This is a genomic window from Hymenobacter polaris (assembly GCF_012927305.1).
Lineage (GTDB): Bacteria > Bacteroidota > Bacteroidia > Cytophagales > Hymenobacteraceae > Hymenobacter > Hymenobacter polaris.
In genome coordinates this window covers 1,477,729-1,502,694 of sequence record NZ_JABBGH010000001.1, presented here as the reverse complement: position 1 = coordinate 1,502,694, position 24,966 = coordinate 1,477,729, and the positions used below count along the sequence as shown (strand labels likewise).

Here is a 24,966-nt window from a genome sequence, read left to right as displayed (position 1 = left end):
TCAGCTACTGGCCGGGGCTTTTTTAGGCCTAGGGCACCCAGTGGCTTCGCCAGTGACGCTTCTCTATAGTACGCACGTTTTCGGCAGTGCTGAGTGAGCGTAGGTAGGCGGTGAGCTGGCTAAGCTCTTGGTCGTTAGGCTGTCCTGCGTAGGGAGTTGGGTAGATGGCGTTGCCATAATTATGCAGCACCTTGGCAGGAGTATCATCTACTATAAGCACCCGGCGCAAGTCGTAGCCACGCCGTCGCACCTTCTTTAGGCGCTTGGCATATTCGTAGCTGCTCGACGTGTATAGGTCATAATATTCCTGCTCGTCGGCCCGCGGCAACAGGAACGGCGTGCAGCGCGAGCGCCCCCAGACAAAAGCCAGCGGAATACTGGGTGGCAAAATATGACCTGCGATTTCCCGAACGTAGTCGTCGCTGGCCGATGACCAGATGGCGAGTTGAAAGTGCGCGGCCAGCTCACGCAGAAAGCTATCCAAGCCCGGTCGCTTATACACGTGGTACTGAAAAACCTGAAAGTCGGCGGGCCTTTCGAGCGGCCGCGTCGTGGCGTGGATTAGCGTTTCATCCAGGTCTAGAATCAGGAGGATGGGTTCGGGCATACGGCAAGTTACCCCGCCTCTTCCAGCACGGCTTCCACCCAGCCTTTGCCCCAGTCTTCCAACTCCTGGGCGGTCCAGAGCTGGGGGTAGAAGATGCGGCGCTGAAACTTGGGGGGCAGGTAGGTGCGCCAGTTGGTGCCGCCGGTGGCGGGCACGTCCTTGGGGTCGCGCTGCAGGTAGCGCACGGCCGACTTGTAGTGCATCAGCGGCCAGTTCACGTTCACGTTCACGTCGAGCTGCTTGAGGGCGCGCACCAGCCTAGGGTGGCGGCGCTCGGCTTCGGGCAGACGCTGCACTACGGCCCAGGCGTTGGTATGCTCGTGGCGGCGGGCGAAGTCGATGAGCTGGCCAGTGTATTTCTTCTCGAACTCGGTCAGGGTGAGGGCCTTGGCGCCAGTTTCTTCCACCGTGGCGCCGGCCTGCCAGTAAATGCACCCTAGGTACTGCTCGTGGGTAGGGGCATCGCCCAGCAGGCGGCGGCGCTCCTCGGGCACTAGGTTGGCCAGGGCCGTGCTGGCCAGCTCAATGAAGCGGTATTGTACGCTCTGGAAGCCCGAGGCCGGCATCAGCGTCAGCCGGAACTGCAGAAACTGCTGCTTGTCCATGCCGTCCACCATCACGTCGAACGAGTTGATGAGCGTGTCGAAGTAGCGGTTGATGCGCCCCAGGCGCAGCACCACTTCGCCCAGCGTGGGCTGCTCCAGGGCGCCCAGCTGCTCGTACTCGTGCAAGCACAGCTTGAAGTACAACTCCGTGACCTGGTGGTAGATGATGAAGATGGTTTCGTCGGGAAACCGGGTGAGCGGGCGCTGCAAGCTCAGCAGCGTCTCCAGCTCAATGTAGTCCCAGTAGTGCACGTACTCGGCGTGCAGCAGGCCTTCGAGGTAGGCGGCCAGGTCCTGGCCATCGGCGGCGTAGCGCTGCTGCAAGCGGCGCAGCTGGGCCAGCACGGCGGGCGAAAACTCGCTTTCGGGCGAAGAGGGGGCTAGGGGCTGGTCGGGCATGGCAACGCAAAGTCGGCGGGGCCGCAAATATCGGCAGCCGGTGCTGGGTAGGTGGTCGGGTTATGGGGGCGGGTGGTAGTGGGCTATGTAAAGAAAGCCCGTCATGCTGAGCTTGCCGAAGCATCTCTACCGAACGATACCCTAGGGGCGCGATATAGATGCTTCGCGGGGCTCAGCATGACGGGCTTATCTAAAATCCACTGAACCCTAAAAATATTCTTGCCCCATCGAGTACCAACTACCACACCGGTGCTACACATTTGCAGTGTACTAGTAAAGTAGAACACCAAGACACTAAGCTCTCACCCTATGGTACGCATCCGCCACCTGCACTTCGGCTACTCGCGCCGGGCGCTGCAGCTCGAAAACCTGAGCCTCGACTTGCTGCCGGGCCGCATCTACGGCCTGCTGGGCAAGAACGGGGCCGGCAAATCCACGCTGCTCAAGAACATCGTGGGCCTGGCGTTTCCGCAGGCCGGCACCTGCGACGTGAACGGCCACCCGGCCGCCCGGCGCCGGCCCGCCACCCTGCAAGACCTGTTTTTCTTGCCCGAGGACGTGAAAGCGCCCGCCGCCACGGCCCACGAGCTGGCCGCCAGCACCGGCGCCTTCTACCCGCGCTTCGACCACGGCGCCTACACCGCCTACCTCGCCGAGCTGGATGTGCCCCCGGCCGTGCGGCTCGACAAGCTCTCGTTTGGGCAGCAGAAGAAGGCGCTCATCGCCTTTGCGCTAGCCACCAACACGGGCCTGCTGGTGCTCGACGAGCCCACCAACGGGCTGGATATTCCCTCCAAGGCCCAGTTTCGCAAGCTGGTGGCGCGGGCCCTGGGCGACGAGCGCTGCGTGGTGATTTCCACCCACCAGGTGCGCGACCTCGACAGCCTGATTGATACTGTGCTGGTGCTGCACCAGCGCCGCATCGTGCTCAACCACACCATTGATGAGCTGGCCGAGCAGCTGGCATTTGGCAGCCTAGCGCCCGGCGCCGATGCCACCGGCGTGCTCTACCACGAGGCCTCGGTGCGGGGCCAGCAGGTCATCCGCCCCAACGAAGCCGGCGCCTTCAGCCGCGTCGATTTAGAAGTATTGTTCAACGCCCTGACCACGCCGCAGTCGGCCGTGGCCGCTTACCTCGCCACCCACCGCCATGAACCAGTATTTTAGTTTTGTTCGCTTCGGCCGCCTGCTGCGCAAGCACACCGCCGAGCACTTTTCGGCCTATGCCCTAGGCAGCATCGTGCTGCTGGGGGGCCTGCTGGCCATCTTCAGCTTCCTGAGCTACCTGAACAACGGCGCGCCCAGCCAGGGCGGGCAAGTAGCCATCTACACCCTCGGGCTGATGGGGGCGGCGGCCTTCTTTGCCAGCACGGCCCTGGCCGAGTACAGCCAGGGCAGCTCGGCCGCGCTGGCCCTCACGCTGCCCGCCTCGCACTTCGAAAAATACCTGGTGGCCTGGCTGTTTTCGGTGCCGGGGGTACTGCTGGTGTTCACGGCCGCCTTTTACCTGGCCGACTGGCTGGTGCTGGCCGCCGCCGACCGCACCGATGGGCTAGTCAACTTGCTAGACAATAAGACGTGGCTGCGGAGTATGCTGGTATACTTTCTGCTGCTGCATGCCGTGGCGCTGTGGGGCAGCATCTTTTTCCGGCGCCAGCCCTTCGTCCGCACCGGCTTCCTGTTGTTTGGGGTCATTGCCATCCTCAGCTTGCTCAACTACGGGGCCCTAGGGCTGCTGCTGGGCACCAAGCTTGGCTTTAGCCTGCCGTTCAGCTGGATACAGCTGCACGACGGCCCCCGGCTGAGCCTGCCCGAAAGCCAGGTGCAGTGGCTGAGCTGGGTGCCCGTGGCCCTGGTGCTGCTGCTGTGGCCCGCCGCCTACGCTCGCCTCACCGAGCAGCAGCTTTAATTTTTTCTAGCTTATGCAATTCAATGACAACGAGGCCATTTACCTACAAATAGCCGGGTACGTGGGCGAGAATATCCTGCGGGGGCAGTGGCCGCCCGAGCAAAAAATTCCGTCGGTGCGCGACCTGGCCGCCGACCTGCAAGTGAACCCCAATACAGTGATGCGCACCTACGACTTCCTGCAAAGCCAGGGCGCGATTACCAACAAGCGCGGCATCGGCTTCTTCGTGGCGCCCGACGCCGACGAGCGCGTGCGGGCTTACCGCCGCGAGCGCTTCCTGCAGCAGGAGCTGCCGGCTTTTTTCAACACCATTTCGCTGCTGGGCATTGGCTTCGAGGAGCTGCGCCAGCGCTACGACCAGTATTCGGCCGCGCCGGCCGCTACCCCGGCGCCCCTTCCCCATGAAAACTAGCAACTTGCTGCTCCTCATTGCCGCCCTAGTGCTCCTAGGGTCGCTGACGGCCTATAACATGGCACTGCGCGCCGAGTACCGCAGCGGCACCTACAAAGACCCGTTGCGCGAGTATAGTCGCTTGAAGTTTAAGGATTTCGACGAGGTGGCCGTACCCGCCGCCAGCGCCGCGGGCGTCAAGATTGTGGCTGGCTCTTTTGGGGTGCGCCTGAGCCCCGACGCCGCCAAGTACCTGCACGTAACGCAGCAGGGCCGCCGCCTGGTGGTCAGTGCGGTGTTTCCCGAGCAGTGGCACTGGCTGCCAAACGATGCCGTGGTAATTAGCTGCCCGCGCCTGGCCGCCCTTAGCGCCGATGCCGTCGCAATGGAGGCGGGCAAGCGAGTGGAAGACACCCGTATCGGGCCCCGCTACCGAGTGCTGGTGCAGGGCTTTGGGCAGGATACGCTGCGCGTGCAGGCCGACCGGTCCAGTCGCATCGAGCTGGCTGCCAACCGCCTAGGCTACCTCGCCGCCGAAACTGGCCGCACTCCCGGCAGCCACACCGCCCTGCTGCTCGACGACGACAACCACATTGCGGCCGCGAGCCTGCGCTGCGACAACCTGGGTACCCTGGAGCTAAACGGCGTGCGCATCCCCCGCCTGCATACGCAGCTCGGCGACAGCGTGCAGCTGAGTTTGCGCGGGCAGGCCCTAGGGGCGCTGGTGCAGCGGTAGGGACGGAACGCCACCCAGAAGCTAAAAGAACGTCATGCTGAGCCTGTCGAAGCATCTCTATCGCGCCCCTAGGGATTGTTCGGTAGAGATGCTTCGACAAGCTCAGCATGACGTTCTTTGGTGCTGAAAAATATGAAACCCGCATGGCCGAAAAATCCAGCATCTTCGATATGATTGGCCCTGTGATGATTGGGCCCAGCTCGTCGCACACGGCCGGGGTGGTGCGCATTGCGCGCGCCGCCATCCGCATTCTGGGCGAGCTGCCCACCGAGGCCGTTATCACCTTCTACAACTCCTTTGCCCGCACCTACGAGGGCCACGGCTCGGACCGCGCCATCGTGGCCGGCCTGCTGGGCTACCCGCCCGACGACGAGCGCATCCGCACGGCCTTCGACCATGCCGCCGCGGCGGGCCTGCAGTACACGTTTCAGAGCGTGGGCAACGCCTCGACGCTGCACCCCAACACCATCAAGCTCAACCTGGTAGGGCCCGGCGGGCACCGCGTGGAGGTAGTAGGCCAGAGCCGGGGCGGCGGCGTTATCCGCATCGTGGAAGTCGATGGCTTCGGGTGCGACTTCTCGGGCTCCTTGCACACGCTCATCATCGACGCCGACGACGTGCCGGGCTCCATTGCCTTCATTGCCAGCGTCATCGCCCACGACGACTGCAACATTGCCACCATGTTTGTGAGCCGCAAGGGCAAGCACGAAGCCGCCCGCCAGTTCATTGAAACCGACACGCCGCTGCCCGACATCACCCTAGGGTACCTGCGCCACCTCAGCTGGGTGCACCGCCTCACCTACATTCCCACGCTGGAATAAGGACGATGAAACGGCGGGCTGTAATGCCGCCTCTGCTTGCGCGATACACCCAGTCAGTTCTCTAAGTCAGCCAAGGCCTAGGCCTAAACTTTTGGTGAAAACCCGGTGAGCAACCCACCTTTGCCTAACCTCTTCTCTGCTATGTCTGCACTAAGTACCCTAGGCCGGCGCGGCGGCGCTCCGCTGGCCGCCCTGGCTGCGCTGCTGGCCACTCAGCCCCTGGCGGCCCAAACCGTGCCGCCGGCCCTCCCGGCCTCCCCCCCGGCCGTGCTGGCTACGCCCGCCGTAGCCGCCACCGGCCCCTGGGGCTTGCAGCGGGCCATTGACTACGCCCTGGAGCACAACATTGGGGTGCGCATCAACCAGCTGACGGTGCAGAACAACGCCCAGGTGCTGCGCCAAAGCAAGGCCGCGCTGCTGCCCACGGCCAACATCAGCGCCACCCAGGCCTGGCAGTACGGCACCAGCGTCAACCCGCTCACGTATGAGTTTCAGAGCCAGACGGTGCGCTCCAACAACGTGTCGGGCAACTCGCAGCTGGTGTTGTTTCAGGGCTTCCAGCTGCGCAATACCATCCGGCGCAATGCCCTGGACTTGCAGGCCAGCCAGGCCGACGTGCAGAAGGCGCGCAACGACTTGAGCCTCAACGTGGCTTCGGCGTTTTTGCAGGCCGTGCTGGCTCAGGAGCTGGTGCGCGCCAACCAGTTTTACGTCACGCGCGACCAGGAGCAGATTGCCCGCACCAAGCTGCTGCTGCAAGCCGGCAGCATTCCGGAAAGCACCCTGCTCGACAGCCAAAGCCAGCTGGCCACCGACGAGTTGAACGTGACGACCGCGCAAAACCAAGCCAACGTGGCTCGCCTGAATTTGCTGCAGCTGCTCAACCTGGACCCGGCCGCCAACCCCGACTTTCAGCTGGAGGTGCCCAACCTGCCCGACCCCGACGAGGAAAATGCGTTGGTAATCAACACCAACGAGTTATTTCAGGGCGCCGCCACCCGCCAGCCCGAAATCAAGGCCGCCGACCTGCGCGTGCTCAGCGCCGGCCGCAGCGTCGAGCTGGCCCGCGGCGCCTACTACCCGCGTTTGATTTTGGCCGGGAGCATCTTCAGCGGCTTTTCGTCGGCCCGCACGGTCACGCAGATTGGCGGCGACTCGACGGCGCGGCGCACGACCTTCTTCGTGCAAAATCCCACCACGCCCGGCGGGCCGCTCACCCCGCTGAGCGTCATTACCTACCAGCGCAACGTGACCACGCTGCCCCAGAGCTATTGGGACCAGCTCAACCAAAACCTGGGCCAGCAGGTGCAGTTCGCCCTTAGTATCCCGATTCTCAACGGCTTGCAGGTGCGCACCAACGTGCAGCGCACGCTCATCAACGCCCAGCAGGTGCAGCTGCAGGCCGAGCAGGCCCGCCTCACGCTGCGCCAAAGCATCGAGCAGGCCTACGCCGACGCCCGCGCCGCCCAGCTGCAGTATGCCGCCGCCAAGCGCCAGGTGGCGGCCCTCACTACCACGCAGCGCAACGCCGAAATCCGCTTCAACAACGGCCTGCTCAGCGGGACCGAGTTCAACGTGACCAAGAATAACCTCAACTTTGCCATCTCCAACCAGCTGCAAGCCAAGTACACCTTTATCTTTCGCCGCAAGGTGCTCGACTTTTACGAGGGTAAGCCGCTGGCACTCTGAGTTCATTGAGCTATTAGCTGCTAGCGGAAGCTTTCATGCAGCTTGTAGCTGACTGCCTATTTACTTCTTTATCCTAAAAAGCTAGCAGCTAACGGCTAATAGCTAACAGCTTAAAAATGAACAACAAAGTATTGATTGGCCTACTGGTAGCCGTGGTGTTGCTGATTGGGGGCTTTGTGGTGGGCAAGAAAGCCGGCTGGTGGGGCCAGCCCAAGGGCGTGGAGGTAACGGCCGCCACGGCCGGGCCGGCCAACATTGTGGAGAAGGTGAGCGCCTCGGGTAAGGTGCAGCCCGAAACGGAAGTGAAAATCTCGCCCGACGTATCGGGGGAAATCACCGAGCTGTACGTGCAGGAGGGCGACTCGGTGAAGAAGGGCCAGCTACTGCTGCGTATTCGGCCCGACAACTACCAGGCGGCCGTGAGCCAGCAAACGGCCATGGTGGGCACCCAGCGCGCCAACGTGAGCCAGGCCCAGGCCCAGCTGGAGCAGCAAACCGCCAACGCCCGCCAAACCGAGCTGACCTACCGCCGTCAGGCTTCGCTGTTCAAGCAGAAGGTGATTTCGCAGTCGGATTACGAGGCCGCGCAGGCCGCCTACAACGCCTCGCAGGAGCAGCTGCGCGCCATCCGGGCCCAGATAAACGCCGCCCAAAGCAGCGTGCGCAGCGCCCAGGCCGGCCTGACGGAAGCCCAGAAAAACCTCAACAAAACCACGATTTACTCGCCCGTGAGCGGTACCGTGAGCAAGCTCAACGTGAAGAAGGGGGAGCGCGTGGTGGGCACCAGCCAAATGGCCGGCACCGAGATTATGCGCATTGCCAACCTCAACAACATGGAAGTGCGGGTAAGTGTGAACGAGAACGACATCATCCGGGTGCAGCTCGGCGACTCGGCCGACGTGGAAGTGGACTCGTATGCGACGCAGGATGAGAAGTTTAAGGGCATCGTGACAGCCATTGCCAACACGGCCAAGGACGCGCTCACCGCCGAGTCGGTAACCGAGTTTGAGGTGCGGGTGCGCCTGCTGCCCGAAAGCTACCGCCACTTGCTGAAAGCCGGCGCCAGCGGCCGCGCCACGGTGCCCTTCCGGCCGGGCATGACGGCCTCGGTGGATATTATTGCCGACCGCCAGAATGGGGTGCTGAGCGTGCCGCTGGCCGCCGTAACCACCCGCTCCGACTCGGCGGAAATTAAGAAGGACAACCCCAATGGCCCGCGCGTGGGGCCGCGCGGCGCTACTGCTCAGGTTAGCGACGACGCCAAAAACGCGCCCAAGCCCAAGATTGAGGAAGTGGTATTCGTGCTGAAAAACGGCAAAGCCGTGATGACCCCCGTGAAAACCGGCATCAGCGACTTCCAGAACATCCAGATAAAGAGCGGCTTGACGGCGGGTACCCAGGTAGCCAGCGGCCCCTTCCGCGCCGTGTCGAAAACCCTGAAGGATGGCGCCTTGGTAACGGTGAAGGACGCCGCCAGCCTCAGCAAAGAAGCCCTGGCCGACAACACTAGCAAGTAGGCGCGGGTGGCCCTAGGGCTAGGTGCTAAGACAAACGGCGGCCCCCTAGGTCGCCGTTTTTGCTGCCAGCCACCCTAGGTGGATTTCCGGCGAAATATGCCCTGAAAGCGCTGGTTTGTATACGTGGCGCAAACAAGGCCGGGCTGACTTTTGTGGTACGGTCAACCATCCCGTTTTCCCCTGCCATGTCCCTCACCGATTTTCGCACCCTAGGCCGCTCGGGCCTGGTAGTTAGCCCCTTGTGCCTGGGCACCATGACGTTTGGCACCCCGCGCTGGGGCTCGGCCGACGACGTGTCGGCGCAGATTTTCAGGGAATACGTCGAGGCCGGCGGCAATTTTATTGACACCGCCGACGTGTACGCTAAGGGCCGCAGCGAAGAGCTGGTGGGCGAGTACGTAACCCAGCAAGGCCTGCGCGACCAGCTGGTGCTGGCCACTAAAAGCGGCTTCAACACCCAGCCCGGCAACGCCCACGCGGGCGGCAACGGTCGCAAGCACGTCTGCCAGGCGCTGGATGCCTCGCTGCGGCGCCTGAAAACCGACTACGTGGACTTGTATTGGGCGCACGTGTGGGACGGGGTGACGCCCGCCGCCGAGGTGCTGCAAACGATGGGCGACCTAGTGCGGGCCGGCAAAATCCGCTACTACGCCCTCTCCGACGTGCCAGCCTGGTGGGCCACCCAACTGGCCATGCTGGCCCAGGCGCACGGCGTGCCCGGCCCGGTGGCCCTGCAGCTGGAGTATTCGCTGGTGAGCCGCACCATCGAGTACGAGCTGCTGCCCGCCGCGCGGGCCCTAGGGCTGGGCGTGTGCCCCTGGAGCCCCCTGGCCGCCGGCTTCCTGGCCGGCAAGTACCAGCGCGAAAACCCCAAAGCCGGCGGCGAAGGCCGCCTGAGCGGCCCTAATCCCTTTGGCGACAGCAAGTTTACGGAAAGCAACTGGCAGGTGCTCGACGCGCTGCGCGAAGTGGCCGGGCAGCTGCAGCGCCCGCTGGCGCAGGTGGCGCTGGCTTGGGTGCAGGCCCAGCCCGGCGTGGCCAGCACCATCATCGGGGCCAGCCAGCCCGCGCAGCTAGCCGACAACCTGGCGTCGCTGGAAGTGAAATTGGCGCCCGAGCAGCTGCAAAAGCTGAACGAAGCCAGCGCCCCCGCGCCGGTATTTCCCTACGGTATTATTAGCCCGGCGGTGCAGCGCGGTATCTTCGGCGGGCATGCGGTGCGAGGCTGGGAGTAGCGTGATTGGTAATAGGGGTAATGGGGAATCATGAAAAAACGTCCGTCATGCTGAGCTTGTCGAAGCATCTCTACCGAACGATACTGCGCGGTAGAGATGCTTCGACAAGCTCAGCATGACCGCCTTGTTTTATCCCATTACATTACCCTAGGGCTCAATTACTGCTCAGGCGAAATTCGGCCGGCGTCTGGCCAGTCTTGCTTTTAAACAAGCGGCTGAAATACTGCGGGTACTCGAAGCCCAGCCGGAAGGCCGTTTCGCTGATGCTGAGTGAGGTGCTGAGCAGCAGCGATTTTGCTTTCTCCAAAATGGCTTGGTGGATGTGCTGCTGGGTGTTTTGGCCGGTGAGGGTGCGCAGCATGTCCGAAAGGTAGGCCGGTGACACGTGCAGGGCATCAGCGAAGTGCTGCACGGTGGGCAGGGGCTGCTCGGCGGCGTGGGCCACGTAGCTGGCCAGCAGCGCCTCGAAGCGGCTCAGCAAGTCGTGCGGGCCCACGCGCCGGGTCTGGAACTGGCGGTGGTAGTAGCGGTTAGCGTAGTTCAGCAACAGGTCGAGCTGGGCCACCAGCACATCCTGGCTGAAGGCATCGGTGGGCTGCTCGCTTTCGCGCCGCAGGCTGGCGGCCAGCTCGTTGAGCACGTCTTCCTCGCGGGCCGCCAGGTGCAGGGCCTCATGCACCTGGTAGGAAAAAAACTGGTAGCTGCTGATTTTTTGCCCTAGGGGGTAGCGGGCCAGCAAATCGGGGTGGAACACCAGCAGCCAGCCGCTCAGCTCCGAGGTATCCACCGGCCCGTCGCCGGCGCAGAGCTGGCCGGGCGCGTAAAACCCCAGCACACCCTCGCTAAAATCGTAGGCCCCGTGCCCGTAGCGCAGGCGGCCCTTAAAATCGCGCTTGAGGGCCACCAGATACAGCTGGCGCAGGGCGGGGCCGGGCGGCGCGGCGGGGGCCGGCGGGGCCGCCAGGTCGATGACGGTCAGCAGCGGGTGGGTGGGGCTAGGGTAGCCGAAGTGCCGGGCAAAGTCGGAAACCGAATCCAACACCTGAAAATCTTTGGCCGTCTGTTTCATAATGCGCCTAGCAAAAAGTAAGTATACTTGTGTAGGAACAAGGCTAGTAACTAACCGCCCTGGCTGGCGCCGGGTTATGGCTGCCCGGCGCCGGCCGGGGGGCCTAGGCTCCGCCTAGGGTGTTCAGTTCGCGCATATCCTGCTCGGTCAGGACCAGGTTGGCGGCGCGCATATTCTCCTCCAAGTGCGCCAGGCTGGACGTACCCGGAATGGGCAGCATGTTGGGCGCGTGGTGCAGCAGCCAGGCCAGCGCCACCTGGCGGCTGCTGGCCTGGTGCCGGTCGGCCACCGCCTGCAGCGCCTGCTGGCCGTGCACATCCTGGCCGCCACCAATCGGAAACCACGGAATAAACGCAATGCCCTGCGTGCGGCAATAATCGAGTACGGGCTCGGCTTCCCGCTCAAATAAGCTGTAGCGGTTCTGCACCGACGCCACCGTGAAGTGCTGCTGCGCCTGCTTAATCTCGTCTACCGACACCTCCGAAAGGCCCAGGTGCCGCACCCGGCCCCGGCGCTGCGCCTCGGCCAGGAAGTCAAAGGTTTTCTCGGCCGGTAGCCTGGGGTCAATGCGGTGCAGCTGGTAGAGGTCGAGGCGCTCGAGCTTGAGGCGGCGTAGGCTGCCGTCGAGGGCGTCGTGCAGGTGCTGCGGGGTGGCATCGTTCAGGAAATCAGCCCACGGGCCGAAGCGCACCAGGCCACCCTTGGTGCCCACCACCACGCCGGCCGGGTAGGGGGCCAGCGCCTCCCCAATCAGCTCTTCCGACACGAAGGGGCCGTACATGTCGGCCGTGTCGATAAAATTGACGCCCAGCGCCACCGCCCGGCGCAGCAGCGCCAGCATGGCGGGGCGGTCGGCCGGCTCGCCCCAAATCTGGGGGCCCGTAATGCGCATGGCGCCGAAACCGAGGCGGTTTATTTCCAAATCACCCCCTAGGCGAAAGGTGGGGGCGTAGCTCGTGGCAGCAGTCATAAAAAGTAGTTGGTGAGGGAAGGGAACGGGAAGCCAGCGCGGTGGGCCAGGTTCCTGCCGATTGGCTGCTACAAAGCTCCGGGCCGCCGCCCCCGGCCCAGCTACACAAACCCCGGCTTATGCAATACAAAACGCGGGTGCTGGCGCCCGCCGGTAGGTGCTGGCCGCCGTACTTTGCCGGGCTATGGTTATCCGCTCATTTACTGGCTTGCGCACGGCCCTGCTGGCCAGCACCTGGCTACTGGCGGGGCCGGCCCTGGCCCAGCAGCCCGCCCGCCCCGACTCGGTGGCTGCCGTGCCCGCCGCCCCCGATACCACCCGGCACAAGTACCAAACGCCCCCCGCCGCCCCGCGCCCGCCCTGGTACCGGGGCAAGCTGGTGCGGGCCACGGTGGTGCCGGCCGCCCTCATCGGCTACGGCCTCAGCGTATACGACGACCGCGGCTTTTATTCGTCGCAGCAGGCTAGGGCCGACATTCAGCGTCACTTCCCTAACTTCAGTAACCACCTCGACGACTACCTGCAGTATGCGCCCTACCTGGAGCTGGGCGCGGTGCTGGCCTTCGGGGTAGAGGGCCGCAACGACCGCCTCAACCTGGCGCTTATCCTAGTGAAGTCGGAGCTGCTGATGGCGGGCGCCGTCGAAATTACCAAGCGCGCCACCCACCAGCTGCGGCCCGACGGCTCCGACTATCGCTCGTTTCCGTCGGGCCACACGGCGCAGGCGTTTCTGGCGGCCAGCATCGTGCACACCGAGCTGCGCCACAAAAGCCAGTGGTACGGCGTGGGCGCCTACACCCTGGCCACCACCGTGGGCGCCTTTCGCATGCTCAACAACAAGCACTGGGAGGCCGATGTGTTTGCGGGCGCGGGCTACGGTATTTTGGCCGCCCACCTGGCTTACCTCAGCCACCGCCACCGCTGGGGCCGGCGCCCGCCCCAGCGGCCCGGCGTAGGCCAGCAGCCACCCCGGCCGCCGCAGTGGCAGTTGCGCTGGGCCCCGGTGCCGCTGCCGGGCGGCCTGGGCCTGCAGCTGAGTTGGCACCCTACCCCCTAGGGGGTAGGGCGCCAGGAGGCCAGCCACAGCAACCTGAAAAGCGCGTGCCCTAGGGAGCTAGCTGCGCGCTAAGCCAGGCCACGGGCAAGGTGGCCAACTGCGGGGGGCCTAGGGCGGGCGGGGCGGGGCCGGCCAGCGCCGCCGCAAAGCCTGGAACCACCAGAAAGCTACTTACCAGCCAGTCGTGGCCGGCGGCCCCTGTTAGCTGGTGGCAGCCGTCGAGGGCGGGGATGGCTGCAAACTGCTCGTCGATGCCCTGGCCAGTCGCTTTTACGAATGCCTCCTTGCGCGTCCAGAGCTGGTAAAATTGCTGGTACGGGTGGGGGCTGCGTGCAATAACTTGGCGCTCAGCCGCCGAGCAGCTAAAGTCGAGCACCGAAGTAAAGTCAAACGTGGAGCTGATTTCCTCCACGTCGACCCCCACGGGCTGGGTGGCTACCGCCAGCAGAGCCCAGCGGCGAGTGTGCGACACGCTGAAGTGCAGCTGGGCATTGCCCCGCAGCTGGGGCTTGTGGGTGGCGCTCTGCGCAAACTCGACGGCCGCCGCCAGCTGGCCCGTGAGGTGCCCCAGCAGCACTCGCAGCGCTGCGCGCACCACCAAAAAGCGCTGCCGGTCGGCGGCTTGCAGGTAGCGGCCGGCGCGCGCCAGCTCGGGCGGCGGCAGCACGTGCGGGGCCAGCGCGGCCACCGCCGGCCCGGCGGCGTGCTCCAGGCGATACACCCGCACCTCGCCGGGGCCTAGGGGCCCGGTGGCGGGCGCCGCCCCCCAGGCCGGGGCCGGCAGGTGGGCGCAGGTGATGGTGCCGGGCGTCACGGCCGCAAGCTAGCATCGAGGGCCTGCTGCAGGGCCTGGGCGCAAGCCTGGGCGTGCGGGGCGTCGAAGAGCGAGAAGTGGTTGCCGGGAATAGCGTGCATCGTCACGCCGAGCTGGGCAAACTCCCGCCAGCCCAGGTAGGTCGCATCCTCGACGTAGTACACGCGCTCGGTGCTGCGAAATACGTGCAGGTGCAGCGGCTGGGAGGTAAGCTGATACGCTTGCTGCGCCGCCTCATACGCTTCCCCCAGGGCGTGCGAATGCCCGTTCAGCTCCTCGTAATGCGCCTGGCGCTGGGTTTTGCTGTAGCGCACCTGCGCCAGCAGCTTGCGCAGCAGCGTGGGGTTGTAGTAGCGCAGCACCAAACTCGGGCGGCGCAGCAGCAGCGAGGCCTTAAAAAGCAGATTCTTAACTTGAAAAACGTGGTGGTGCCAGGCCCGCACCAGCCGCGGCTGGTTCTGGGCGGTTTGGTAGGCATACGTATCGAGCATGCCCAGAAAGCTGATTTGCCGGCCGGCGGCCAGCAGCTGCCGGCTCATCTCGTAGGCAATGATGCCCCCGTAGGAGTAGCCGGCCAGCGCGTAGGGCCCCGTGGGATTGTGCGCCACAATGGCCTCTACGTAGTGCTGGGCCATCTCCTCGATGGTGGTGAGGGGCGCCTCCACGCCGTCGAGGCCCTTGGCTTGCAGGCCGTACACGGGCTGGTCGGCGGCCATGTGCCGGGGCAGCGTGTTAAAAAGCAATACGTTGAGCCCCGCGCCGTGCACGATGTAGAGCGGGGGCCGGCTGCCGGTGGGCTTGATGGACACCAGCAGGTTAAAGCCAGCCGCTTCCCCAGCCTCGTCCAGCAACGCCGCCAGCTTCTCGATGGTGGGGCACTCAAATAATGAGGCCAGCGGCAGGCGCTTGCCGGTGGCGCGCTCCAGCTGTGTCATCACCCGCACGGCCACCAGCGAATGGCCCCCAATGGCAAAAAAGTCGTCGGTTACGCGCACCGGCGCGGTGCTGCCCAGGCAGTCTTGCCAGATGCGGGCTACCAGCCGTTCGGTTTCGGTGCGGGGCGCGCCGCCCACTGGCGTGGCGGCCGGCTCGGCAGCCGGCGCCGCGGCCAGGCCCCCCAGCTGGGCCAGGGCCGCCCGGTCGGTTTTGCCGTTGAGGGTGCGTGGCAGCGTGGGCAGGCAGGTATAGTCGGTGGGTACCAGGTGGGCGGGCAGCTGGCGCAGCAGCGCCGCCCGCCAGCGTGCGGTGCGCAGCGGGGGCGGCTCGGTAGCGGCGGGGTGGCCTAGGGCCAGCACCACGTAGGCGGCCAGGCGCTCGTCGCCGGGGGCGGCCGGAGCCAAGGTCACCACCGCCTCGCGCACCTCGGGCAGGGCCAGCAGGGCGTGCTCAATCTCGCCCAGCTCGATGCGGTGGCCGCGCAGCTTCACTTGCTGGTCGAGGCGGCCTAGGCACTGCAGCTCGCCGCTGGGCAGCAGCTGGCCCAGGTCGCCGGTGCGGTAGAGGCGGCCATTGGGCGGCGGAATAAACGGGCTGGGCAAAAACCGCTCGGCCGTGAGGGCGGGGCGGCGCCAGTAGCCCTGGGCCACGCCCTCGCCCCCAATGCACAGCTCGCCCACCTGCCCGGCCGGCAGCAGGCGCTGCTGCTCGTCCAGCACGTAAAACTGGGTGTTGGCAATGGGCCGGCCAATGGTGACGGGCTCGCCCGCTCGCACCCGCTGCACGGCCGACCAGATGGTGGTTTCGGTGGGCCCGTACAGGTTCCAGACCGATTGGCAGCGGGCCAGCAGTTGGGCGGCCAGGTCGGGCGGCAGCGGCTCGCCCCCGCTCAGCGCCTTGAGGGGCAGCGGCGCGTTCCAGCCCGCCGCCAGCAGCAGGCGCCAGCTGGTGGGCGTAGCTTGCAGCACTGTAATGCGCTTTTGGCTAAGCAGCTGCAGCAGGCGCTGGCCGTCGCGCACGGCCTCAGTGGGGGCCAGCACTACGGTGGCGCCGCTCAGCAGCGGCAAAAACAGCTCGAGCCCCGCAATGTCGAACGAGATGGTGGTAATGGCCAGCAGGCGGTCGGTGGCGGCCAGGCCGGGCGCTTGCTGCATGCTGCACAGGAAGTTCACCGCGTTGCGGTGGCTCACCACCACGCCCTTGGGCTGGCCCGTCGAGCCCGAGGTGTACAGCATATACAGCGGGCTGGCGCTGTCGAGGACCACCTCGGGAGCGGTGGTGGGCAAGCTAGCGGCGGCCTGCTGGGCCTCGGCCAGCAGCACGACGGGCGCAGCCACCGGGCCGGTTAGCGCTAGGGGCGCCGAAGCCAGCACCAGTTGCGCCTCCGAGTCGGTGAGCATGAAGGCCAGCCGCTCGGCGGGGTAGCTGGGGTCGAGCGGCACGTAGGGGGCACCGCACTGCAGGCAGGCCAGCAGCGCCACCAGCAGGTCGGCGCTGCGGTCGGCGGCCAGGGCCACCACGTGGCCGGGCTGCACGCCCCGCTGGCGCAGGTAGTGGGCCAGGCGGTTGGCTTGCGCATGCAGCTGCTGGTAGGTGAGGTGCTGGGTGCCCGCCTCCAGGGCGGTGGCGTGGGGGCTAGCGGCGGCCTGCGCGGTCAGCAGCTGCCCTAGGGTCTGGGTGGCGGGGTAAGGGTGGGTGGTGGCGTTGAGGGCCTGGTAGGCGGGCGGCAGCGCCGGCGCGGGGCCGGCGGTTAGCTCGCGCAGGCTGGCGGCCGGGGTGGCTACCAGCCGCTGCAGCAGCGCCGTAAACTCGGCCATCAGCCGGGCAATGGTGGCGGGCTGAAAGAGCGTCGTATTGTAGGACCACTCCAGGGTGAGCGCCCGCTCCGAGCCGCTGGCGTTCACAAACAGCTCGAAGGCTTCGTAGGCGCGGGGGTTGCTGGCGTATTCGTACCCTAGGCCCTCCAACTGCACCCCGTCCGCCATGCCCAGGTCCAGGTTGAACACCACGGGTACCAGCGGCACGCGCGCGGCGTCGCGCGCCAGCGGCAGCTTCTTGAGCAAGCTGCCGAAGGTAAGCTGCTGGTGGTCATAGGCATCGAGGATGGCCGGCTTGCGCTGGCGCAGGTAGTCGCCGAAGCTAAGCTCGGGGCGGAAGCAACTGCGCAGCGGCAGCAAACTCACGCAGTGCCCCACTAGCTCCGGCATTTCGGCTCCCGGCTGCCCGGCGGCCGGTAGGCCCACCACTAGGTCGGTTTGGCCAGTCAGCTGGTGCAAAAAGGCCTCGAAGGCCACCAGCAGCGTGGTCACGAACGAGCAGCCCGCCCGCAACCCCACCTGCTTGAGCGCAGTGGTCAGGGCGGGGGGCAGCGGGTAGTCGGCGCGGGCGGCGCGGTAAGTGCGCGCGGCCGGGCGCGGCGCGTCGGTGGGCAAGTTCACGAGGGGCACCTCGTCCGCAAACTCCTGTAGCCAATACTGCTCAGCGCGCTGATAAGCCACCTGTTGCCCTAGGGCCAGCTGCTGGTCGGCATACTGCCGGAAGGAGGCGGGCGGCGGCAGGGCCAGGGGCCGGTTGTGGCGGTAGGCCGAGTAGGCCGCCCCCAGCTCGCGCAGTAGTACGCCCGCCGACCAGCCGTCGCACACCAGGTGGTGGGCCGTGAGCACGAAATGGTGCTCGGCGGGTCCCAGCTGCAGCAGGGCCACCTTCACCAAGGGTCCACGCTGCAAGTCGAACACGTGCTGGGCTTCCTGGGCCAGGTAGTCGGCCACCGCCTGCTCGGGGTCGGGGGCGGCCTGCGCATCCTGGCACGGTAGGGGCAGCGCCAGCGCCGCCAGCACGTAGCTAAAGCGGCCATCGGCGCTGAAAGCTAGGCGCAGGGCCTCGTGGCGGTCGGCCAAGGTTTGCACGGCGCGGGTTAGGGCCGGGCGGTGCAGGGGGCCGCGCAGGCGTAGCGACACCGACTCGTTGTAGGCTCGGTTGGCATCGTTGCCGCCCAGCTGGCAGGCCACCCATATCTCGGCCTGCGCCTCGGTGAGCGGTAGTAGGTGCGAGATGGCCGGGCCCGCAAAGGGGTCGAACGCAGCGGTTTCGGCAGGTTCCACGGCGGGTAGCAACGTGCTGGTTTTCACCGTGGGCGAGGTTTTGCTAAGCGCAGTCATGGCTTACTAAACGCTAAGTTGCCGGTAGCCACCGGGATGCTGCGCGTCGGCCACAAACCAGGCCGGGTTGCCGCCCGCATCGCGCCCTAGGCGGGCGCCCGGCGCGGGCGGCTGGTTGAGGGCCGCCGAGGGGCTAGGGCTGGCGCTGAAGCCAGGGCCGGCGCTGGGCACCAGGGGCCAGAAGCCGGCGGCGGCCAGCTCGTAGGCGCTGGCCAGGCAGGCGGTGGCTACCTGCGCCAGCTCGGCCTCGGTGTGGGCCTCGGTGGTGAAGCACGGAAACCCGTCCCAGATGTGGATGCCCCGCTCGCGCATGAGCGTGAACAGCAGCTCGCCGTAGGGCACGTCGCGCGTGAACTTGATTTTCCAGAGCGAGCCAAAGTGCACTACCTCAAACGGATGCCCTAGGGCCGCCAGCTCCGCGTTTAGTCCGCGGGCCAGCTGCTCGGTTTTGGCGGTGAGGCCTTGCTGCAGGGCCGGCCCCACGGCCCGCAGGTGCAGCAGCGAGGCCTTGGCCGCCGCCAGCGCCAAGGGGTGCCGCACGAAGGTGCCCGCAAAGTACGTTACGCCCACTTCGGGCACCGAGGCGTCGCCGTACTGCCAGTGGCCGCCGTCGAGGGCGTCCAGCCACTCCTTCTGGCCCGCGATGATGCCCAGCGACAAGCCGCCGCCCACCACCTTGCCGTAGGTGGCCAAATCGGCCCGAATGCCGAACAGGGCCTGCGCGCCGCCGGGGTGCAGGCGGAAGCCCGTGATAATCTCGTCGAAAATGAGTGCCGTGCCCGCCGCGGCCGTCACGGCGCGCACCTGCTTTAAGAACTCCACGGGCTGGAAGTCGGGCCGGCGGCTTTGCACGGGCTCTACCAGCACGGCGGCCAGCTCGTGGGCCCGCTCCCGAATGATGCGCAGGCTCTCGTCGGTGCCGTAGTCCAGGATGAGCATGTTTTGGACGGCCGAAGGCAGGATGCCCGAGGCCGCCGGAAACGACTTGAGCTGGCGGGTGCCGCGCACCAGCACCTCGTCCACGATGCCGTGGTACGAGCCGGTGAAGGCCACAATCAGCGAGCGCCCGGTGATGGAGCGCGCAATGCGCATGGCCCCCAGCACGGCTTCCGAGCCGGTGTTGCAGAGCCCCACCCGCTCGAAGCCCGTAAACTCGCACAGCAGCTCGCTCACCTCGCCGGCCAGCTCGTGCTGCGGCCCAATCTCGAAGCCCCGCTCAATTTGCGCGTGCAGCGCCTCCTTGATGAAGTCGGGCTGGTAGCCGAACATGGTCGAGCCAAAGCCGTTGAGCACGTCGATGTACTCGTTGCCGTCGAGGTCCCAGAGGCGGCTGCCCTGCGAGCGGTTCACCACCAGCGGGTACACCAGCTCCTTGGTCAGCGGCCGGAAACCCGACACCACCCGTGGGTCGGCCATGCGGGCGCGGTGCTGCTGGGCGTAGGCTTTGCTAGCCTGGGTTTTGCGATTATAGCGCTCGGTGAGCTGACGCAGCAGCAGTTGCTGGCTGGCGCTCAGGCCGGTGGCCTGCCGCTCGATGCGGGCAGTAGCGCCAAAGGGCTTTTTCAACTCCGCTACTTCTTCGGGCGTGAGGCCGGCGCTGGCCGCGGGTGCCGCAGCCGCGGCTACGGGCGCTAGTGGCGCGGGCGCCGCCACCGGGGCGGGTAGCGCCGGGGCCGGTGCGGGTGCCCCTACTTGCAGCAGCGACACTTGCTGCGCCAGCAGCTGCAGTTGCTGCGCCACCAGCCCCAGCATAGCCCCTTGGCCGGCCGCCACCGGGCTAGGTGCGGCCATTGGCAACGGGGCGGGCGGGGCCAGGCTCGCGGCGGGGGCGGCCGGCGCAGCCACTAGTGGGCGGGGCGGTGGCGCAGCTACCACGTCGGCGGGCAGGTGCTGACCGAGGTAGCTGCCTAGGCTCGCCAGCGTGCCATACTCCTCGTTAAGCTGGCGGAAGGTGAGGGGCAGGCTAAATTCCTTTTTGAGCGTGGTGGCCACCTGGGTCAGGAGCAGCGAGTCGAGGCCGATTTCCAGAAAGCTCGCCTCCGGCGCCACGTTGTCCAGCTCAATGCCGGAAGCCTCTTCAATAATTTGCTTTAGTTTGGGAAGGATAGCGCTTGTTTGCATAGTAGGGGTAGCATAAGCAGTGGCGGAAGTAGTAGTAAGCTCGGCAGTATAGATAGGAGGACTAACTGGTAACTCCGGAATTAGTTTAGGCGGCGCTACCCAGCAGGGCACCGCATCGAAGGCGTAGGTGGGCAGCAGCACCCGGCGGCGCGCCTGCCCGGCGTAAAAGGCTTCCCAGTCGGGCGCCAGGCCGTGCAGCCACAGCTGGCCCAGGGCTTCGAGCAGGGCGCGCGGCTCGCCGCCCGCGGCGGTGGGCGCCGCCAGGCTGGCCACTACGGGCACCGGGCGCGGGCCCACCTGCTGCCGGGCCAGCGTGGCAGTGGCGGTGCCCGGCCCCACTTCCAGCAGCAGCGGCCGCTCGAAAGTCAGGAGCGTAGCCACGGCCTGGGCAAACAGCACGGGCTGGCGCAGGTGCCGGGCCCAGTAGTCGGGGTCGGTAGCCTGGGCGTCGGTCAGCAACTGGCCCGTCACGGTCGACACGATGGGCCGCTGCGGGGGGCCTAGGGGCAGCGCAGCCACCAGCTGGCGAAACGCATCCACCACGGGGTCCATCATGGGCGAGTGGAAGGCGTGGCTGGTAGCCAGCTGGCGGTGCGGCACCTGCCAGTCGCCGAGCGCCTGCGCGAAGGCGTCGATGGCGTCGGGCTCGCCGGCCACCACGCACACCTTGGGGCTGTTTACGGCCGCTATCGCCAGGGCCGCGGGCAGCAGGGGCAGCAGCTTTTCGCGCTCCAGGCGCACCGACAGCATGCGGCCGCCCGGCAGCGCGCTCACCAGCCGGCCGCGCGCCGCTACCAGCCCTAGGGCATCGGCCAGCGTGAAAACGCCCGCCAGGTGCGCCGCCACAAACTCGCCCACGCTGTGCCCGCACAGCACCGTGGGCACGATGCCCCAGCTCAGCCACAGCTGGGCTAGGGCGTACTCGGTCACGAACAGGGCCGGCTGCGTGTAGCGCGTGTCGTGCAGGTGCAGCGCGGCCGCCTCGTCGGCCACGGTGGGGTACAGCACCTCCCGAATGTCAAGCGCCAGCGCGGGCACTAGCAGCGCGGCACATTCATCCACGGCCCGCCGGTACACGGCCTCGCGCTGGTAGAGGGCGTGCCCCATGCCCAGGTACTGCGCCCCCTGGCCCGGAAACAGGAAAACTACCTCGCCGGGCGCCGGGCGCCGGCGGGCCGAGCGGCCAGCGTCGGGCGCCCGCAGGGCAGCGGCCAGCTCGGCGGCCGTGCCCGCCACCGCAAAGCGCTGCTCGGCAAAGGGCGGGCGGGTTTTTTGCAGCGTGTAGGCCACGTCGGCCAGGGCCGGCGCGGGGTGGTGCGCCAGGTGGTCGGCCAGGCGCGCGGCGTAGGCTTCGCGGCTAGTGGCCGACCGGGCCGACCACGTCACCAGCTGCCACTCGCGGCCGGGAGCCCCTAGGGCCACCGGCGCCGGCTCGCCCTCTTCCAGCACCACGTGCACGTTGGTGCCGCCCACCCCAAACGAGCTGACGCCCGCCCGGCGCACCGCCTCGCCGGCCGGCCAGGCCGCCAGCTGGTGGTTGATGCGGAAAGGGCTGGCGTCCAGGTCTAAGTGCGGGTTGGGCTGCGCAAAGCCCAGCGAAGCCGGCAGCTGCCCGTGGTGCAGGGCCAGGGTGGTTTTGATGAGGCCCGCCACGCCCGCCGCGTGCGTCAGATGGCCCAGGTTGCTCTTGATGGACCCTAGGGCAATGCTTTGCCGGGGTAGGTCGTCGCCATATGCCAGCCGCAAGCCCGCTACCTCAATGGGGTCGCCCAGGGGGGTGCCTGTGCCGTGCGCCTCCACGTAGCCGATGCTGGCCGGCGCCACGCGCGCGTCGCGCAGGGCCATGCCGATGGCGCCGGCCTGGCCCTCGGCGCTGGGGGCCGTGAAGCTGCCCTTGCCGCCGCCGTCATTGTTCACCCCCACGCCCTTGATAATGGCCAGCACCGGGTCGCCATCCTGCCGGGCGGCGGCCAGGCTCTTGAGCACCACCACGCCCGCGCCGTCGCTAAACACGGTGCCGCGGGCCTGCGCATCAAAGGGCCGGCAGTGGCCGTCGTGGCTCAGCATGGCCCCTTCCTGGTAGAGGTGGCCGCTGCGCACGGGCGAGGTGATGCTGGCCCCGCCCGCCAGCGCCACCGTGCACTGCCCCGCCCGAATGCTTTGCACGGCCTGCGCCACCGCCAGCAGCGAGGTCGAGCACGCCGAGTACACACTCACGGCCGGCCCGGTCAGGTTGAGCTGGTAGGCGGTGCGCGTGGCTACGTAGTCCTTCTCGTTGGCCGTATGCACCTGCAGCGCCCCTAGGTTGCTGATAAGCTGGGGGTTGGGCAGCACGTTGTGCTGGTAGTAGGTGTTGCTGCCCACGCCCGCAAACACGCCCACCGGCCCGGCGTAGCAGTGCGGCAGGTGGCCGGTTTGCTCCAGTGCCTCCCAGGCTATTTCCAGAAACACGCGCTGCTGCGGGTCCATCAGTTCGGCCAGGCGCGGGTTCAGCCCAAAAAAAGCGGCATCAAACCGGTCGGCGCCCGCCAGCACGCCCCGCGCCTTCACGTACAGCGGGTCGTGCCGCACCTCGGCCGCAATGGTAGCGTCCAGCTCGTCGTCGCTGAAAAAGTGGATGGTTTCGCGCCCCTCGCGCAGCACCTCCCACAGCTCGGCCACAGTGCCCGCCCCCGGAAAGCGCCCCGCCATGCCCACAATGGCGACATCGCCGCCATGGCCGGCCGCGGGCGGCGCCACTGCCGCCGGGGCCGGGGCCACGGCCGCCCCCCCTAGGAAGCGCGCCAGGCCGGCCGCCGTGGGGTACTGGTAGAGCTTGGTAATGGGCAGCGCGTGCCCGGCCTGCTTGAGGGCCGCCACCGTTTTCTGGGCCAGCAGCGAGTTGCCGCCCAACTCAAAAAAGTTATCGTCGGCCCCCACCTGCGTTAGCTGCAGCAGCGCCGCCCACTCGCTGGCCACCAGGCGCTCCAGGGCGGTGGCGGGCGGGCGGTAGGGAGCGGCCGTGGCGGGCCGCTGCCGGCCGGGGTCGGGCAGCAGCTTCTTGTCTACCTTGTCGCTGATGGTGCGGGGCAGCGCCGGCAGCCACACCAGCGCCGCGGGCATCATGTAGTCGGGCAGGGCCTGCGCAATGGCCTGGCGCACGGCCGCATCGTCGGGCTGGCCACTTTCGGCCACCAGGTAGGCCACCACCTGCTTCTGGCCGTCGAGGGGGCTAGGGCGGATAACCACCACCGACTCGCGCAGCAGCGCCAAGCGGTTGAGCACCACCTCAATCTCGCCCAGTTCCACGCGGTTGCCGCGAATTTTCACCTGGTCGTCGCGCCGGCCCGTAAACTCCAGGCTGCCGTCGGGGCGGTAGCGGGCCATGTCGCCGGTGCGGTAGATGCGGATGAGCCCCTTGCTGGGGTGCGGCCACTGCACAAAGCGGGCGGCCGTTTGGGCGGGGTCGTGCAGGTAGCCGGCGGCCAGCACGTCGCCCGTCAGGCAAATTTCGCCGCTCTCGCCCGCTGGTAGCTGCGCCAGGCTTTCATCCAGAATCAGTATCTCGGTAGCCAGAATGGGCCAGCCCATGTGCGGAATATCGGGCCAGGCGGCGGGCGGGCCGGCCAGCTTGTGCTCGGTTACCCAAATGCTGCCCTCGGCGGGGCCGTACACGTGCATGAGCGTGCAGCCCGGCATACCGGCAAACAGCCCCCGGATTTCGGCCGTGATTTTCAGTTGCTCGCCGCCGATGCTTATCTCGCGCAGCGATTCCGGAAAGCTGTTTTCGGTGGTGGCGGCCTCGGCCAGGTATTGCAGCGCCACGTAGGGCAGGTAGGCCCGGTGAATGGCGTGGCGCCGGATATAGGCCAGCAGCCGGCCCGCATCGAGCCGGTAAGTATTGCCGATGAGGTGCACCGTGCCGCCGCTCACCAGCGGCAGAAACACCTCCAAAAACGACACGTCGAAGGTGAGGTGGCAAAATTGCAGCGTGTTCAGTTCCGGCTGGGCGTGGTTGTGCACCATCTGCCAGCGCATGAGCTGGCGCAGGCCGGTTTGGGTCATGCGCACGCCCTTGGGCTGGCCCGTCGAGCCCGAGGTGTACAGCACGCACACCACCTCGCGGCCCGGCCCGGCCACCCGCGGGCTAGGGTAGTGGTAATCTGCTTCCGAGGCTAGTACGCTGAGCCCTAGGGCCTCAAAGCTGGCCTGGTTGGCCGAATGCGCCAGGCAGGTAGCTACGCCCGAGCTGGCTATCAGCTGCCGCAGGCGCTGCGCGGGATAGGTAGGGTCGAGCGGCAGGTAGGTTTTGCCGGCCTTCAGAATGGCCAGCAGCCCCACCACCATCTCGAGGCCCCGCACGGCGCTGATGCCGATTAGCTCGGCGGCCGGCGCCGCGTGCAAAATGGCCTGGCACAGCGCATCGGCCCGCTCGTTTAGCTGCTGGTAGCTCAGCTGCGCCTCCTCAAACACTACGGCCGGCCGGGGACCGTAAGTCGCGACTGCTCGCTCCACCAACTCGTGAACGAGCAAGTCAGGGAGCGGAGATTCCGGAGAACTCATAGAATAAGTAACTGCTAGCTACCGGATAAAATATACAAATAATATAATTATGCTAATGGCCTTTAGGAATACAATGACATATAAATACCTAATTGCACCATGATAACCTATATAACCTAGGCCATACGCGCTGGCAAAGTAAGTAGAAAAGGGCTAATTAATCCAAAATAAACCTGTTCTTTAGTGCATGACAAGTATTTACTATAAAGGAAATTAAGTATAAATATTCGATTCTATTTTGCCAGTGCTTAGCGTTGTGTAACAAACGGGTTTAAATCTAGCTATCAATTATTTAAGCGCCTTCTTATTGCTTGCAACTTGCAAAATATAAGTATTTATTAGCCCTATTAGGTAAGCACTTTAACCAGTTTTTGAAACTGGTTAAAGGCA

At 66.2% G+C, this 24,966-nt stretch carries 16 protein-coding genes; 9 read left to right on the top strand and 7 right to left on the bottom strand.

Features of this window, described 5'->3' with window-relative positions:
- Nucleotides 1–28: 28 nt before the first annotated feature.
- Together HHL22_RS06395 and HHL22_RS06390 are read right to left on the bottom strand one after the other, a co-directional pair.
- The gene (locus HHL22_RS06395; RefSeq protein ID WP_169530105.1) at nt 29–607 is read right to left on the bottom strand and encodes an NIF family HAD-type phosphatase; all 579 of its coding nucleotides are present in this window, start codon (nt 605–607) and stop codon (nt 29–31) included.
- A gap of 8 nt (nt 608–615) precedes the next feature.
- The gene (locus HHL22_RS06390; RefSeq protein ID WP_169530104.1) at nt 616–1,611 is read right to left on the bottom strand and encodes a tryptophan 2,3-dioxygenase family protein; all 996 of its coding nucleotides are present in this window, start codon (nt 1,609–1,611) and stop codon (nt 616–618) included.
- A 309-nt stretch (nt 1,612–1,920) separates the two neighbouring features.
- On the opposite strand from HHL22_RS06390, the gene HHL22_RS06385 reads away from it, so the two are divergent.
- The 8 genes from HHL22_RS06385 to HHL22_RS06350 all read left to right on the top strand — a co-directional run bounded on the left by HHL22_RS06385 (nt 1,921) and on the right by HHL22_RS06350 (nt 9,909).
- The gene (locus HHL22_RS06385) at nt 1,921–2,778 is read left to right on the top strand and encodes an ABC transporter ATP-binding protein (protein WP_169530103.1); all 858 of its coding nucleotides are present in this window, start codon (nt 1,921–1,923) and stop codon (nt 2,776–2,778) included.
- Nucleotides 2,762–3,520, top strand: coding sequence for a hypothetical protein (locus tag HHL22_RS06380; RefSeq protein WP_169530102.1), 759 nt, complete (start codon nt 2,762–2,764; stop codon nt 3,518–3,520). Before HHL22_RS06385 ends, HHL22_RS06380 begins: the two co-directional genes overlap by 17 nt.
- Nucleotides 3,521–3,533: 13 nt before the next feature.
- The gene (locus HHL22_RS06375; protein WP_169530101.1) at nt 3,534–3,932 is read left to right on the top strand and encodes a GntR family transcriptional regulator; all 399 of its coding nucleotides are present in this window, start codon (nt 3,534–3,536) and stop codon (nt 3,930–3,932) included.
- Nucleotides 3,922–4,647: a hypothetical protein gene (locus tag HHL22_RS06370; protein WP_169530100.1), complete on the top strand. Its 726-nt coding sequence runs from the start codon at nt 3,922–3,924 to the stop codon at nt 4,645–4,647. The genes HHL22_RS06375 and HHL22_RS06370 overlap by 11 nt, the downstream gene beginning before the upstream one ends.
- A gap of 143 nt (nt 4,648–4,790) precedes the next feature.
- Entirely contained in the window at nt 4,791–5,468 is a 678-nt protein-coding gene (sdaAB, locus tag HHL22_RS06365) for an L-serine ammonia-lyase, iron-sulfur-dependent subunit beta (protein ID WP_169530989.1), read from the top strand.
- A 141-nt stretch (nt 5,469–5,609) separates the two neighbouring features.
- Entirely contained in the window at nt 5,610–7,157 is a 1,548-nt protein-coding gene (locus HHL22_RS06360) for a TolC family protein (protein WP_169530099.1), read from the top strand.
- A 116-nt stretch (nt 7,158–7,273) separates the two neighbouring features.
- Nucleotides 7,274–8,674, top strand: coding sequence for an efflux RND transporter periplasmic adaptor subunit (locus HHL22_RS06355; RefSeq protein WP_169530098.1), 1,401 nt, complete (start codon nt 7,274–7,276; stop codon nt 8,672–8,674).
- Between the two features lie 185 nt (nt 8,675–8,859).
- Complete coding sequence (locus HHL22_RS06350) at nt 8,860–9,909, top strand: aldo/keto reductase (RefSeq protein WP_169530097.1); 1,050 nt, start codon at nt 8,860–8,862, stop codon at nt 9,907–9,909.
- Nucleotides 9,910–10,063: 154 nt separating this feature from the next.
- Here the strand turns inward: HHL22_RS06350 and HHL22_RS06345 are convergent, their stop codons facing one another.
- Both HHL22_RS06345 and HHL22_RS06340 read right to left on the bottom strand, forming a co-directional pair.
- Nucleotides 10,064–10,978: a helix-turn-helix domain-containing protein gene (locus tag HHL22_RS06345; RefSeq protein ID WP_169530096.1), complete on the bottom strand. Its 915-nt coding sequence runs from the start codon at nt 10,976–10,978 to the stop codon at nt 10,064–10,066.
- A 103-nt stretch (nt 10,979–11,081) separates the two neighbouring features.
- Nucleotides 11,082–11,948: an aldo/keto reductase gene (locus HHL22_RS06340; protein ID WP_169530095.1), complete on the bottom strand. Its 867-nt coding sequence runs from the start codon at nt 11,946–11,948 to the stop codon at nt 11,082–11,084.
- Between the two features lie 184 nt (nt 11,949–12,132).
- Between HHL22_RS06340 and HHL22_RS06335 the strand changes: the two genes are divergently transcribed.
- A complete protein-coding gene (locus HHL22_RS06335; protein ID WP_169530094.1) occupies nt 12,133–13,005 on the top strand; it encodes a phosphatase PAP2 family protein in 873 nt (290 codons plus the stop codon).
- A 49-nt stretch (nt 13,006–13,054) separates the two neighbouring features.
- Here the strand turns inward: HHL22_RS06335 and HHL22_RS06330 are convergent, their stop codons facing one another.
- Genes HHL22_RS06330 through HHL22_RS06320 form a run of 3 tightly spaced genes read right to left on the bottom strand, consistent with a single transcriptional unit; the run spans nt 13,055 to nt 24,576 of the window.
- Nucleotides 13,055–13,819 carry a 4'-phosphopantetheinyl transferase family protein gene (locus HHL22_RS06330; protein WP_169530093.1) on the bottom strand — a complete coding sequence of 255 codons (765 nt, stop codon included), beginning with the start codon at nt 13,817–13,819 and terminating at the stop codon, nt 13,055–13,057.
- Nucleotides 13,816–17,913: a non-ribosomal peptide synthetase gene (locus tag HHL22_RS06325; protein WP_169530092.1), complete on the bottom strand. Its 4,098-nt coding sequence runs from the start codon at nt 17,911–17,913 to the stop codon at nt 13,816–13,818. The genes HHL22_RS06330 and HHL22_RS06325 overlap by 4 nt, the downstream gene beginning before the upstream one ends.
- Before the next feature lie 6 nt (nt 17,914–17,919).
- On the bottom strand, nt 17,920–24,576 hold the full coding sequence (locus HHL22_RS06320; RefSeq protein WP_169530091.1) for a polyketide synthase: 6,657 nt from the start codon (nt 24,574–24,576) through the stop codon (nt 17,920–17,922).
- Nucleotides 24,577–24,966: the final 390 nt, after the last annotated feature.

What these genes read in the sequence shown, in the direction of transcription:
- HHL22_RS06395 (WP_169530105.1), bottom strand. Translation starts at nt 607, where the DNA reads ATGCCCGAACCCATCCTCCTGATTCTAGACCTGGATGAAACGCTAATC.
- HHL22_RS06390 (WP_169530104.1), bottom strand. Translation starts at nt 1,611, where the DNA reads ATGCCCGACCAGCCCCTAGCCCCCTCTTCGCCCGAAAGCGAGTTTTCG.
- HHL22_RS06385 (WP_169530103.1), top strand. Translation starts at nt 1,921, where the DNA reads ATGGTACGCATCCGCCACCTGCACTTCGGCTACTCGCGCCGGGCGCTG.
- HHL22_RS06380 (WP_169530102.1), top strand. Translation starts at nt 2,762, where the DNA reads ATGAACCAGTATTTTAGTTTTGTTCGCTTCGGCCGCCTGCTGCGCAAG.
- HHL22_RS06375 (WP_169530101.1), top strand. Translation starts at nt 3,534, where the DNA reads ATGCAATTCAATGACAACGAGGCCATTTACCTACAAATAGCCGGGTAC.
- HHL22_RS06370 (WP_169530100.1), top strand. Translation starts at nt 3,922, where the DNA reads ATGAAAACTAGCAACTTGCTGCTCCTCATTGCCGCCCTAGTGCTCCTA.
- sdaAB (WP_169530989.1), top strand. Translation starts at nt 4,791, where the DNA reads ATGGCCGAAAAATCCAGCATCTTCGATATGATTGGCCCTGTGATGATT.
- HHL22_RS06360 (WP_169530099.1), top strand. Translation starts at nt 5,610, where the DNA reads ATGTCTGCACTAAGTACCCTAGGCCGGCGCGGCGGCGCTCCGCTGGCC.
- HHL22_RS06355 (WP_169530098.1), top strand. Translation starts at nt 7,274, where the DNA reads ATGAACAACAAAGTATTGATTGGCCTACTGGTAGCCGTGGTGTTGCTG.
- HHL22_RS06350 (WP_169530097.1), top strand. Translation starts at nt 8,860, where the DNA reads ATGTCCCTCACCGATTTTCGCACCCTAGGCCGCTCGGGCCTGGTAGTT.
- HHL22_RS06345 (WP_169530096.1), bottom strand. Translation starts at nt 10,978, where the DNA reads ATGAAACAGACGGCCAAAGATTTTCAGGTGTTGGATTCGGTTTCCGAC.
- HHL22_RS06340 (WP_169530095.1), bottom strand. Translation starts at nt 11,948, where the DNA reads ATGACTGCTGCCACGAGCTACGCCCCCACCTTTCGCCTAGGGGGTGAT.
- HHL22_RS06335 (WP_169530094.1), top strand. Translation starts at nt 12,133, where the DNA reads ATGGTTATCCGCTCATTTACTGGCTTGCGCACGGCCCTGCTGGCCAGC.
- HHL22_RS06325 (WP_169530092.1), bottom strand. Translation starts at nt 17,913, where the DNA reads ATGACTGCGCTTAGCAAAACCTCGCCCACGGTGAAAACCAGCACGTTG.
- HHL22_RS06320 (WP_169530091.1), bottom strand. Translation starts at nt 24,576, where the DNA reads ATGAGTTCTCCGGAATCTCCGCTCCCTGACTTGCTCGTTCACGAGTTG.